Raw genomic sequence first — 11804 nt, 5'->3', positions numbered from 1 at the left:
AATCTATAACATCAGATTACTTATCTTGGCTAAGCCCCATCAATGCTTGCTGAGTTTCTGCAACACGCTGAGACATATGATGATCGGTTGAAATACCAAGTTGTTGCTTCGCCTCATCCTCTGAGATGCCTAGATGACAACGTAGTAAATCAATAGCCATTTGATAGTCGTTAGTTTCTACCATGGTTTTTCCCTCAATACATGGAAGTTTTGAGCTCGCCTAATGTACCTTTTTAATGTACTTAGAGTGGCTCTGTTTTGTTCATCTCACCTGAATCTAGCATGTCCATGTCGCCGCACAATAAGACCAAAGTCTATAGCGGGGCTAACATACTGTTTTTGGTCTAGTAAAATATTTCTAGCTAAGTTGCCTAGAGGTGATAGATTTAACATCAAGGTCATCCATTGATAGATGAGGTGCGATTCAAAGTGCTTTTCATCACGGTAAGGAATGAATATGAATGGAGGTAATGGCTTTTATCAGAACGTGCCTAGAAATCGCTTGAACATAATCTTTCAGTCTCGAAAACAAATGTTGCAATTTATTGCTTAACCTTGTTTTTATCGCGGATAGACTATATCTATAACGCACGGAGCATGAAACTTAGCGGAATTGGCTTTTACAGCGATTACCACCTGTTCCTTATAACAATCCGTTTTAAAAAAAACGATAAGCTTCCTCGGAGAAAAGTAATGAAGCGAATTATGTTATTCCTAGCAACTAACCTAGCTGTCGTGCTAGTGCTTAGTGTTGTTCTGAATATTGTTTACGCTACCACTGGAATGCAACCTGGCAGTCTTTCTGGTTTGCTAGTTATGGCCGCCATATTTGGTTTTGGTGGTGCACTGATTTCGTTGATGATGTCAAAGGGCATGGCACTGCGTTCGGTTGGCGGTATGGTCATTGAAAGTCCGCGTAACGAAACTGAGCATTGGTTAGTCGAAACAGTGGGTCGTCAAGCTCAGCAAGCGGGTATTGGTATGCCAACGGTGGCTATTTATGACTCACCAGATATCAATGCATTCGCGACGGGTGCAAAGCGAGATGACTCTCTTGTCGCGGTTTCCACTGGCCTTTTACACAATATGACTCGTGATGAAGCAGAAGCGGTACTGGCCCACGAAGTGAGCCATATTGCAAATGGTGACATGGTCACGATGACATTGATGCAAGGTGTTGTGAACACGTTTGTTATCTTCCTATCCCGTTTTATCGCCAATATTGTGGCATCGAACGATGATGAAGAAGGTCAAGGTACAAACATGATGGTTTACTTCGGTGTATCTATGGTGCTTGAGCTAGTGTTTGGCTTCTTAGCAAGCTTTATTACCATGTGGTACAGCCGTCATCGCGAATTCCATGCCGACGCAGGTGCTGCTCACTTAGTTGGTAAAGAGAAAATGATCGCGGCATTGGAACGTTTGAAGATGAGTCACGAATCTCAACTTGATGGCACAATGATGGCGTTCGGTATCAATGGCAAGCAGTCATTGACTGAACTACTGATGAGTCACCCTCCGCTAGATAAACGTATTGCAGCGTTACGTAGTCAGCAATACTAGTTGTAAAAGCTGACAGCGCACACGAAAGTAATCGTTAATTTCCTGAAAAGGCTTGGTTTTGACCAAGCCTTTTTTTTGATCGATTGATCGCTTGCGAGATTCATCACGTATCTACCTACAGAAACAAAGTTATACAAAATAATTTTTGTACAACTTTTAAGGAATGAACTATCTTGTACATATAATAATTTTGTACAACTTGATGGGCATGTAGGAGTAAACACATGGACATACAGTCTGTTGGCAATATCTATCAAAAGCTGAATAAAGCGAACTTACATCTGCTTAAAGACGTATATCACCAAGATGTCGTCTTTGAAGATGCTGCTCATCGTTTAGAGGGGTGGCCTGCACTTTCAGATTACTTCACATCATTATATGCCAACGTAATAAGCTGTGACTTTGTTATCCACGAACATCAACAAGTCGGAGATACTGGCTTCCTAACGTGGACCATGGATCTTCAGCATCCCAAACTTCAAAAAGGTGCACCTATTCTCGTTAATGGTGTGTCGCATCTTAAATTCAGCGAAGGCCAAGTTATTTATCACCGAGATTACTTTGATCTCGGAGAAATGCTTTACGAAAACTTACCTTTACTTGGCTCCGTCGTAAAAACCATCAAGCAGAGGTTAGGACAATGAACAATACTATCTTAATCACTGGCGCTACCTCCGGAATAGGGAAGCAACTGGCTTTAGATTACGCGAACTCTGATTGGAGCGTTATTGCTTGTGGGCGAAACAAAGACGTTCTTGCTGAATTGGGGGCTGCTTCTTCTAATATCCACACATTGCAGTTTGACGTGACAAACCATGAACAAACTCAGCAGGCGCTGTCCAGTATGCCTTTCACGCCGAGTACCTGGGTTTTTAATGCAGGGGATTGTGAGTATATGGACAACGGTGTGGTTGACGCGAAACTCATGGCGCGTGTGATGAATGTAAACGTCGTTGGTGTTGCCAACTGCGTAGAAGGTTGCCAACCACACTTAGATAAAGGGCATCGCATCGTTATCGTGGGTTCTATTGCTTCAGAAGTCGCGTTACCAAGGGCTGAAGCCTACGGCGCTTCTAAGGCCGCTGTGAGCTACTTTGCTCGCACATTAGCTGTTGATTTGAAGAAGAAGGGCATTCAAGTGGTGACCGTGTTCCCAGGCTTTGTGGAAACCCCGTTAACAGACAAAAATGACTTCGAAATGCCGATGATTATTTCTACGCGGCAAGCCTCGAACTCTATCAGAAAACAGTTGGCTGCCAACAAGACTCACATCTATTTCCCCGCGAGGTTTACCAGTATTTTACGTTTTATCTCGTTACTTCCATACAGTTGGCAAGCTCGTCTAACTGCTAAACTCGTATCATAAGAAGGAATAAAAATGAAAACAGTAGGAAGAAAGAAGGTAGCGATTGTGGGAACCGGAATTTCTGGCCTTACGTGTGGTTACTATCTACATAAAGAGCATGATGTCACCGTATTTGAAGCTAACGATTACATTGGCGGGCACACCGCGACGGTGGATGTAAAACTCGATGGTAAAGAATATGCGATTGATACGGGCTTTATTGTTTACAACGATCGCACTTATCCTAATTTCATCAAAATGATGAACGAGATTGGTGTCGAAGGGTTGCCAACCCAGATGAGCTTTAGTGTAAGAAACGACGGCAATGGTTTGGAATATAACGGTCACACCGTGTCGACATTATTTGCTCAAAAGCGTAATTGGGTAAATCCTAAGTTCTATCGTTTTATCTTCGAGATCCTTCGTTTCAACAAACTTGCCAAAAGCGTCGCTAGCAAACAATCGAGTCATTCTCAGACGCTAGGTGAGTTTCTTGATGAGCACAACTTCAGTACTTTCTTTTCAGATAACTACATTTTGCCGATGGGCGCTGCAATTTGGTCTTCGACTTTAGCGGACATGCGCGCATTTCCGCTGATGTTTTTCCTTCGCTTTTTCTTAAATCACGGATTGCTTGATGTTACTAACAGGCCGCAATGGTATGTAATTAAAGGTGGCTCTCGTGAGTACATTCCACCTTTGACTCAAGGTTTTATCGATAAAATTCGACTCAATAGTCCGGTAGAAAAAGTGCTACGTAGTGAGAATGGTGTGGGTTTAAAAGTCAACGGTGAAATGCATTGGTTTGATGATGTCATCTTTGCTTGTCACAGTGATCAAGCGATGAACATGTTAGGTGACATTAGCCCAGTCGAGCAAGAGGTGCTGGGTAATATGGCTTATCAAGCGAATGAAGTGGTGCTTCACACTGATACGAGTTTACTTCCAAAGCGTAAAGCGGCGTGGGCTTCGTGGAACTACCTACTGGAGGGCAGTGAAGACGAACAGCGACGTCTCCCTTCGCTTACTTACAACATGAATATTCTCCAACATGTTCAATCTGAGCACACATTCTGTGTCACGCTAAATAGCACTGAGCAGATCGAACCGAGCAAAGTATTACGGACGTTTACCTATCACCATCCAGTGTTCTCCACCGACTCTATCGCTGCACAGCAACGTAAAGAAGAGGTGCAAGGGCTGAACAATACTTGGTTCTGCGGCGCTTATTGGTACAACGGTTTCCACGAGGATGGCGTTCGCAGCGCATTGGACGTAGTGAAAGGGCTTGAAGAGAAATATCGCGTTCAAACTGCTGTCAACTTAGAAAAAGGTGCAGCGTGATATGGATAGCCAAATGAACAGCCAGTTGTTTGTTGGCAACGTTCGACATCGCAGGTTCACGCCGATAAAACATGAATTGAACTACTCATTGTTTATGCCAGCTATTGACGTCGATGAGCTAAAAAAACTAGAGGAAAAAGTTTGGGGTTTTGGCTCTCGTTGGTGGCATTGGGCACGCTTTAAACGCAGTGACTATGTTGGTGAGGGCTGCTTAAAGGTGGCCGTGCACGACAAAATTGAAGAGTTAACAGGTGTTCGTTGTACCGGCAAAGTCATCGCTGTTTGTCATTTGCGCTATTTAGGACTTTATTTTAGTCCGGTGAATTTCTACTACGTTTATAACAAAGAAGGGGAATGGAAATACCTCTTAGCTGAAGTCAGCAATACACCTTGGAACGAGCGTCATTACTACGCAGTCGCTGCTGAGCAAAACGATGAAAACTTTGGATGGGAACAAGAGAAAGCCTTTCATGTTTCTCCGTTTAATCCAATTGACCAACAGTATCACTGGAAGATTAAACCACTGACGGACAAGTTAAGGATTCATCTTGAATGCCACAAAAGCGAAAAGCACTTTGATGCGACGATGACAATGAAAGCTCAAGTGTTTTCGAGCAAAAGCTTATCGAAGTGTTTGATCGTTACGCCAATACAGACGGTAAAAGTAATGGTTGGTATTTATTGGCACGCATTAAAACTTTGGGTGAAAGGCGCGCCTTTTTATTCTCATCCTAAATATTCAACACACGACGAAATAGAAGCCGACACTAAAAAAACAGACAAAAAAAATAAAAAGCACAAGGAGAATTCTGCATGTTAAATACCAGTTCTATGACATTGCCGCGCAAATTGACGACAACACAAAAGGCGGCTCGCGGAGTTATTTTTCAATGTCTGCAAAAAATGGAAATCGGCAGCTTAACTGTTATTGAAAGCTTTAAGACGGAAACGAAAGAAAGAAGCGAGCGCTTTAATGCGCCCAACGGTGAATACAGCGGTCAGCCTGTTGTGGCGACGATTGAGGTAAAGCATCCTGGCTTTTACTCGCGAATCTTGCAAGGTGGCAGCATTGCGGCGGGTGAGGCTTATATGGATGGTTGGTGGGACAGCCCGGATCTAACCTCGTTAATGAAACTTATGGCTCTCAATATGCGAGCGCTAGATAAACTTGAAGAGAAAGGAAGTTGGCTGACTAAAATACTGTACAAGTTCAGTCATTGGACCAACCGCAATTCTCAAGAGAACTCTCGTAAAAACATTCATGCGCATTACGACTTGGGCAACAATTTGTACGAGTCATTTTTAGACGACAACATGCTGTACTCATCGGCCTTATATGTGCAAGACAACGATACTTTGGAACAAGCGCAAATCAACAAAATGGATCGTTTGTGCCAGCAACTTGAGCTTCAACCATCCGATCGAGTGATTGAGATCGGTACAGGGTGGGGGGCTATGGCCATTTACATGGCAGAGCAATATGGTTGTCATGTAACGACAACGACGATTTCTGAAGAGCAGCATGCTTACGCTGAACAAAAAATTAGAGAGCGAAATTTGGGCGACAAGATCACTCTATTAAAACAAGACTATCGAGACCTTTCGGGTCACTACGATAAGTTAGTCTCGATAGAAATGATCGAAGCGGTTGGAAAACAATTTTTGCCTTCCTACATCAAGCAATGCCAATCATTACTCAAGCCGGGTGGTTTAATGGCAATTCAAGCCATCACTATCGCTGACCAGCGTTATGATTACTACAGTAACAACGTTGACTTTATCCAGAAATACATCTTTCCAGGTGGGTTCTTACCTTCGGTTACATCTTTAACTCAAGCTGCGACCAAATACAGTGACTTGGTGGTGAGAGACTTATTTGATATTGGTCTGGACTATGCGAAAACCTTGAGCGAGTGGCACTCTAGATTTAATCAAGCTGAAGATCACGTACGCTCTCTCGGTTATGACGACCGCTTTGTCCGCATGTGGCGCTACTACCTTAGTTATTGTGAAGGTGGGTTTTTAGCTCGAAGTATCAGTGCCGTTCACATGACATTCCAGCGACCTTAAACCGTTATGAAGTTGCTGATTGCCTCTACATGGTTCCAGCTCTGTTGGTTCTCTGCAGTGCTTGGGACCTATCAATGGCAGTGGCTAACACTGATCTTAACATTTATTACTCTTGTCTATTGTTGGAGGACGGACGCTTCTGCCTTGAAGCACATCGCGAGTATCGTTTTGGCGGGTGTAGTGCTCGATACGCTCAATCAACAGTTTTCTGTTTTTGTCTTTCCAACACAATGGTTACCCATTTGGTTGTTGTGCCTTTGGGTTCTGTTCTCTTGGTATGCCTATCAGCTCAAGCCTGTTTTGTACCGTTTCCCAAAAATCTACGTATCAATTGTAGGTGGCGTTGGAGGAACCGTCAGTTACTACGCCGGTTACAAGCTCCAAGTCGTTGAATATGGATTTAATACCAGCGTTACGTTGGTCATTCTATTTGCTGAATGGTTTGCCATGACGCTTTTGATACTCAAGGTATACGGATATGAAAAGCTTGAAGAGAGATTTAACCCAGAGGCTGATTAAGGTAGTTGCTTCTCTAGTAGTTATGGGCTCCTTTGCTCTACAAGCTCAGCCAGTTGGAAACAGTGAAAACGCAGATAAGATGTCGAGTTGGAAGGGGTGGAAAACCGTCGGTGAGGCACAACTCACATGGTTCATCTTCGATATATATCAGTCTCGACTAAGAGCACCTGATGGAAAGTTTATTGTAAATGGCGATGTATCACCACACCCTCTGGCATTGGAAATTAACTATAAAAGAGACATCAGCAAGCAGCAGTTGCTTGATGTAACTGATGAGCAATGGGCAAAACTTGGTTTTACTGAATCATATCGAAAAAGTTGGATTAGTGAGCTAAACCGTATGTTCCCTGATATAAAAAAAGGGGATGAGCTTACTTACTTAACCGATGGTAAAACTGGTCAGCTTCTTTACCGACAAGCTGGCATTGCACAAATCAAGACAGTTGGCTTCGTTCAAGATGAGCGAATGAACGATGCGTTTTTGTCTATATGGTTGTCACCTAATACAGAGTTCCCGAAACTTCGAAAACAATTAATAGGGCAGGTTAGATAGTGCTTAAACGAATTTTAAAATCAGTCGCCTTGGCCGCTGCGGCCTTACTTTCAGCATGCTCAGCAGATATCGATAATTATCAATCTTCTACACCGACTTTTGATTTATTCGGCTATTTTGAGGGCGATACAAAGGCGTGGGGGATGGTCCAAGATTACACTGAACAACAAACTCGTCGTTTTGAAGTCGACATAGTGGGTACTGTGGAAGGTAACACGTTGACGCTGGTGGAAGACTTTGTGTTTGATGATGGAGAGGTTGACCAGCGAATTTGGGTTATTACCAAATTAGAAGATGGACGCTATGAAGGTAAAGCAGAGGATATTATTGGTGTAGCAACAGGGGCTGAGCAAGGCAATGCGTTGCAGTGGCGGTATGACTTTGAGTTGCAAATGGATGACTCAACAGTAACGGTCGCTTTTGATGATTGGCTTTATCGTCAGGACGAGAAGCATGTTTTCAACCTCACCAAAATTAAAAAGTTTGGTATAGAGGTCGGGACAATAACCTTATTCTTCCAAAAACAGCCATAATAGTTGAGGGATTTATCCTCTTGCATTACTACCAAATAACCGAAATTATTTCTTCCTAACTAAAAAGGTTGACGCTTTCACGTCAACCTTTTCAATTGCAGATAATCAAGGTGTGATTACAGCTTATCTGTCAGCTCAACCGCTTGACCAATGTAGTTCGCTGGCGTCATCTCTTTCAGACGTGCTTTCTCGTGCTCAGGGAGCTCAAGACCGTCAATGAAGTTGCGCATTGCTTCGCCGTCTACACGCTTACCACGAGTTAGCTCTTTTAGCTTCTCGTATGGCTTTTCGATACCGTAGCGACGCATTACTGTTTGTACTGGCTCAGCGAGTACTTCCCAGTTTTTATCTAGTTCAGCAAGAAGCGCTTCACGGTTTACTTCTAGCTTGCTGATACCTTTTAGCGTAGAAGTGTAAGCGATGATTGCGTAGCCAACACCAACACCAAGGTTACGTAGAACCGTTGAATCAGTTAGGTCACGTTGCCAACGAGAGATAGGCAGTTTTTGTGCTAGGTGGCCAAATACTGCGTTCGCAAGACCTAGGTTACCTTCAGAGTTTTCAAAGTCGATTGGGTTAACTTTGTGCGGCATTGTTGAAGAACCGATCTCACCAGCAATGGTTTTTTGCTTGAAGTGGCCTAATGCAATGTAACCCCAAACGTCACGATCGAAGTCAATCAGGATAGTGTTGAAACGAGCGATAGCGTCGAACAGCTCAGCGATGTAATCATGCGGCTCGATTTGTGTTGTGTAAGGGTTCCAAGTTACGCCTAGAGACTCTGTAATGAATTCTTCAGAGAACTTGTGCCAATCTAGCTCTGGGTAAGCAGAAAGGTGTGCGTTGTAGTTACCTACTGCACCGTTGATTTTCGCTAGGATCTCAACGTTTTCGATTTGCTTGAATTGACGCTCCATACGGTACGCCACGTTTGCCATTTCTTTACCCATTGTAGATGGAGAAGCAGGCTGGCCGTGTGTACGAGATAGAAGAGGAATGTCGCGGTATTCAACTGCGAGTGCTTTGATAGCGTCAATTAGGTTACGGATTTCTGGAAGAATCACTTGCTCACGTGCTTCTTTTAGCATTAACGCATGAGAGGTGTTATTGATGTCTTCAGAAGTACATGCAAAGTGGAAGAACTCATTAACAGCGTGCAGTTCAGGAACGTCTGCTACTTTCTCTTTTAAGAAGTACTCAACCGCTTTAACGTCGTGGTTAGTTGTACGCTCGATTTCTTTAATACGGCGTGCATCTTCTTCAGAGAAGTTAGCAGCAAGGTCGTCTAGGAATTGGTTAGCTTCTGCGCTGAATGCTGGCACTTCTGCAATTTCAGCAGTAGCCGCTAGCTTCTGTAGCCAACGAATTTCTACGATAGTACGGTATTTTAGTAGACCGTACTCGCTGAAAATTTCGCGTAACGCAATCGTCTTACTTCCGTAACGGCCGTCTACTGGTGAAACAGCAGTCAATGCTGACAGTTCCATGATGTTCTCCTGAATTGGGTTTCTAAATTTCGTGAGCGTTATACCAATAACTGTGGCAATTGTCACGAATATTGCGCAAACGTTTGCGCGGGATTTGTTTTATTCGAAAAAAAGTAGCTCGCGATAAACGCGAGCTAGCAGAGTATTCTACATTCTGGCTAACAGGATTTGAGCCTGTTCGACCATTTTCTTTCGGCCAAAAATTAGATGACGACGTTTACCGCCTACTTGGCGCCACAGAACAGCACTACGAATGCCAGATAGCAGTAGAGCACGGACTTTGTGTTGGCTGGCCGTTTGTTGCAGTACAGAAGGCGTGCCTGTTACTTGAATGCGTGGTCCTATAGGGCTAACAACATCCAAGTAGATGCTTGCTAAATTGCTGATCATTTGATCATCTAGCAGTTCAAAATGCTCTGACTGGCGCTTGGCCATCTGGATACGGTCACCAAGCTGGGACATGGCATCGTTGCGAGCGCTTAACTTACGTTCTAGCGCCATTAAGCTAATGATGTAACGAGTGATCTCACTGCCTGATGGGGTGCTATCAATCCCTTTAACCAGACACTCCAGACCGAGCTTTAGATCGGCTTCGCGACCGAATACGCCAACGGTGTTAGCAGGGTTTGTGTTCAAAATAGCGTTGATTGATGTTTCAAAAGCATCTTGATCACAATGCCCGTTTCTCGCAACTTGTTGAACCAAAGCGACAGCTTGGCAAATACCAGCGAAAGCGATAGTACGGTCATAAAGTGTATTCGCCACGTAACGACTCCTAAGCTTGAGAATATTTAATGCGTTGCTCGATGATGCCGCCACCTAGACATACGTCATCTTTATAAAACACTGCTGATTGACCAGGCGTAACTGCAATTTGTGGTTCATCAAAGATCACTTTAATGTTTTCATCATCGACCGGGATGATTGTACAAGGAATATCTTCCTGACGGTAACGAGTTTTCACTGTGCACTTCATAACATCGCGAATTGGCTCACGATCTACCCAGTGAAGTTGTGACGCAAGTAGACCTTCTGATTTTAGCATCGGGTGGTCTTTACCTTGGACTGCGATTAGCACGTTACGCTCTAGGTCTTTTTCACCAACAAACCACGGCTCTTCGTTACCACCGCCGCCTTTACGGCCACCGATGTGTAGACCTTTACGCTGACCTAGTGTGTGGTACATCAAACCTTGGTGTTGACCGATCACTTCGCCTTCTGGCGTTTCGATATTACCAGGCTGAGCAGGAAGGTAACGACCGAGAAAGTCGGTAAATTTACGCTCACCGATGAAACAAATACCTGTCGAGTCTTTCTTCTTCGCTGTTACTAAACCTTGCTCTTCCGCAATACGGCGTACTTCAGGTTTCTCTAAATCACCAACAGGGAAGAGGCTACGGCCAATTTGTTCGTGGCTTAGTGTATATAGAAAGTAGCTCTGGTCTTTGTTGCCATCTAGGCCACGCAACATCGCTGGTTTCTCACCGTTATCCGGGAAAGAGCGACGTACGTAGTGACCCATTGCAATGTAGTCAGCATCAAGCACTTCATCAGCGAATTCTAGGAATGCTTTGAACTTGATTTCTTTGTTACAAAGAATGTCAGGGTTCGGTGTACGACCCGCTTTGTATTCAGCAAGGAAGTACTCAAATACGTTATCCCAGTATTCGGCAGCAAAGTTGATGGTGTGTAGATGAATGCCTAGCTTGTCACATACTGCCTGAGCATCAGCAAGATCTTCTGCTGCTGTACAATATTCTTCGTTGTCATCTTCTTCCCAGTTCTTCATGAACAGGCCTTCTACTTGGTAGCCTTGTTGCTTGAGAAGATACGCAGAAACAGATGAATCAACGCCGCCGGACATACCGACGATGACTTTCTTTTGGCTGTTATCAGACATTACTAAACACCACTTAAATAAACGGGACGCAGATTCTACCAGAATCCACAGGCCGGTGACAGATCCGAGATCGAAATCACACTTCGATTTGCTGCACTTTTCTCCAACAAAATCGCAAGTTGGTAATTTCATAAGTATAGAGATGGTATATATGGCATAGTTGGCAAAAATCCAAGAGGAAAGTCCAAATGACCGAAGAAAACCAGTTTATGCAAGAAGCCGAGTTGATTGAAATTGTTGAAAACCAACTTGAGGACGGCAATCCATTAAAAGTTAAAGAGACGCTAATGCGCTTAATGATGACAGGGACACCTAGAGAAGAAGCGGTTGCAATGATGGCATGTGCCATGTCGATTGAAATTTTCGATGTGATGAAAAATGAAGGTGAGTTCAACCTAAAGCGTTACTGCGAGCACCTTGAGCAACTGCCAGATCTAAGTTTTATGGAAGGTGAATAAGGAGTCTAGAAGAAAAAAGTGGCTAGCAAACG

The 11804-nt window shown here is 43.8% G+C and carries 14 protein-coding genes; 10 read left to right on the top strand and 4 right to left on the bottom strand.

Features of this window, described 5'->3' with window-relative positions; translation table 11 throughout:
• Nucleotides 1-16 precede the first annotated feature (16 nt).
• Entirely contained in the window at nt 17-184 is a 168-nt protein-coding gene (locus NL644_RS15300; RefSeq protein ID WP_005378215.1) for a hypothetical protein, read from the bottom strand.
• 509 nt (nt 185-693) lie between these two features.
• Here NL644_RS15300 and htpX point away from each other — a divergent pair.
• The 9 genes from htpX (at nt 694) to NL644_RS15255 (ending at nt 7927) form a co-directional block, all read left to right on the top strand.
• A complete protein-coding gene (htpX, locus tag NL644_RS15295) occupies nt 694-1563 on the top strand; it encodes a protease HtpX (protein ID WP_005390832.1) in 870 nt (289 codons plus the stop codon).
• A 224-nt stretch (nt 1564-1787) separates the two neighbouring features.
• Entirely contained in the window at nt 1788-2207 is a 420-nt protein-coding gene (locus NL644_RS15290; RefSeq protein WP_005390833.1) for a nuclear transport factor 2 family protein, read from the top strand.
• Entirely contained in the window at nt 2204-2929 is a 726-nt protein-coding gene (locus tag NL644_RS15285; RefSeq protein ID WP_176320347.1) for an SDR family oxidoreductase, read from the top strand. The genes NL644_RS15290 and NL644_RS15285 overlap by 4 nt, the downstream gene beginning before the upstream one ends.
• 12 nt (nt 2930-2941) lie before the next feature.
• Nucleotides 2942-4252 carry an NAD(P)/FAD-dependent oxidoreductase gene (locus tag NL644_RS15280; protein WP_253658593.1) on the top strand — a complete coding sequence of 437 codons (1311 nt, stop codon included), beginning with the start codon at nt 2942-2944 and terminating at the stop codon, nt 4250-4252.
• Between the two features lies 1 nt (nt 4253).
• Nucleotides 4254-5072: a DUF1365 domain-containing protein gene (locus tag NL644_RS15275; RefSeq protein ID WP_065645363.1), complete on the top strand. Its 819-nt coding sequence runs from the start codon at nt 4254-4256 to the stop codon at nt 5070-5072.
• Complete coding sequence (locus tag NL644_RS15270; RefSeq protein WP_253658592.1) at nt 5066-6322, top strand: cyclopropane-fatty-acyl-phospholipid synthase family protein; 1257 nt, start codon at nt 5066-5068, stop codon at nt 6320-6322. Before NL644_RS15275 ends, NL644_RS15270 begins: the two co-directional genes overlap by 7 nt.
• Before the next feature lie 6 nt (nt 6323-6328).
• On the top strand, nt 6329-6841 hold the full coding sequence (locus NL644_RS15265; RefSeq protein ID WP_046874769.1) for a DUF2878 domain-containing protein: 513 nt from the start codon (nt 6329-6331) through the stop codon (nt 6839-6841).
• On the top strand, nt 6801-7394 hold the full coding sequence (locus NL644_RS15260) for a chalcone isomerase family protein (protein WP_253658591.1): 594 nt from the start codon (nt 6801-6803) through the stop codon (nt 7392-7394). The genes NL644_RS15265 and NL644_RS15260 overlap by 41 nt, the downstream gene beginning before the upstream one ends.
• Nucleotides 7395-7405: 11 nt before the next feature.
• Nucleotides 7406-7927, top strand: coding sequence for a DUF3833 domain-containing protein (locus NL644_RS15255; RefSeq protein WP_104975083.1), 522 nt, complete (start codon nt 7406-7408; stop codon nt 7925-7927).
• Between the two features lie 116 nt (nt 7928-8043).
• Here NL644_RS15255 and purB read toward each other — a convergent pair whose 3' ends face one another.
• From purB to mnmA, 3 genes are all read right to left on the bottom strand, one after another.
• Nucleotides 8044-9414, bottom strand: a complete 1371-nt coding sequence (purB, locus tag NL644_RS15250; RefSeq protein WP_005390853.1) for an adenylosuccinate lyase — start codon at nt 9412-9414, stop codon at nt 8044-8046.
• A 147-nt stretch (nt 9415-9561) separates the two neighbouring features.
• Complete coding sequence (gene hflD, locus NL644_RS15245; RefSeq protein WP_046874772.1) at nt 9562-10179, bottom strand: high frequency lysogenization protein HflD; 618 nt, start codon at nt 10177-10179, stop codon at nt 9562-9564.
• Nucleotides 10180-10189: 10 nt separating this feature from the next.
• Nucleotides 10190-11314, bottom strand: a complete 1125-nt coding sequence (mnmA, locus tag NL644_RS15240; RefSeq protein ID WP_114322491.1) for a tRNA 2-thiouridine(34) synthase MnmA — start codon at nt 11312-11314, stop codon at nt 10190-10192.
• Nucleotides 11315-11502: 188 nt separating this feature from the next.
• Between mnmA and NL644_RS15235 the strand changes: the two genes are divergently transcribed.
• Nucleotides 11503-11772 carry a hypothetical protein gene (locus NL644_RS15235; protein WP_005390859.1) on the top strand — a complete coding sequence of 90 codons (270 nt, stop codon included), beginning with the start codon at nt 11503-11505 and terminating at the stop codon, nt 11770-11772.
• Nucleotides 11773-11804 lie beyond the last annotated feature (32 nt).

Source organism: Vibrio sp. Y10_XG_PY6 (assembly GCF_024181795.1).
Classification (GTDB): domain Bacteria; phylum Pseudomonadota; class Gammaproteobacteria; order Enterobacterales; family Vibrionaceae; genus Vibrio; species Vibrio diabolicus.
The sequence above is the reverse complement of the archived record's forward strand: the minus strand, read 5'-3'. Positions and strand labels throughout refer to the sequence as shown.

Coding starts and splice junctions, on each gene's coding strand:
- NL644_RS15290 (WP_005390833.1), top strand. CDS start 1,788: ATGGACATACAGTCTGTTGGCAATATCTATCAAAAGCTGAATAAAGCG.
- NL644_RS15260 (WP_253658591.1), top strand. CDS start 6,801: ATGAAAAGCTTGAAGAGAGATTTAACCCAGAGGCTGATTAAGGTAGTT.
- NL644_RS15285 (WP_176320347.1), top strand. CDS start 2,204: ATGAACAATACTATCTTAATCACTGGCGCTACCTCCGGAATAGGGAAG.
- NL644_RS15275 (WP_065645363.1), top strand. CDS start 4,254: ATGGATAGCCAAATGAACAGCCAGTTGTTTGTTGGCAACGTTCGACAT.
- purB (WP_005390853.1), bottom strand. CDS start 9,414: ATGGAACTGTCAGCATTGACTGCTGTTTCACCAGTAGACGGCCGTTAC.
- htpX (WP_005390832.1), top strand. CDS start 694: ATGAAGCGAATTATGTTATTCCTAGCAACTAACCTAGCTGTCGTGCTA.
- NL644_RS15235 (WP_005390859.1), top strand. CDS start 11,503: ATGACCGAAGAAAACCAGTTTATGCAAGAAGCCGAGTTGATTGAAATT.
- NL644_RS15280 (WP_253658593.1), top strand. CDS start 2,942: ATGAAAACAGTAGGAAGAAAGAAGGTAGCGATTGTGGGAACCGGAATT.
- NL644_RS15300 (WP_005378215.1), bottom strand. CDS start 184: ATGGTAGAAACTAACGACTATCAAATGGCTATTGATTTACTACGTTGT.
- NL644_RS15265 (WP_046874769.1), top strand. CDS start 6,329: ATGAAGTTGCTGATTGCCTCTACATGGTTCCAGCTCTGTTGGTTCTCT.
- mnmA (WP_114322491.1), bottom strand. CDS start 11,314: ATGTCTGATAACAGCCAAAAGAAAGTCATCGTCGGTATGTCCGGCGGC.
- NL644_RS15270 (WP_253658592.1), top strand. CDS start 5,066: ATGTTAAATACCAGTTCTATGACATTGCCGCGCAAATTGACGACAACA.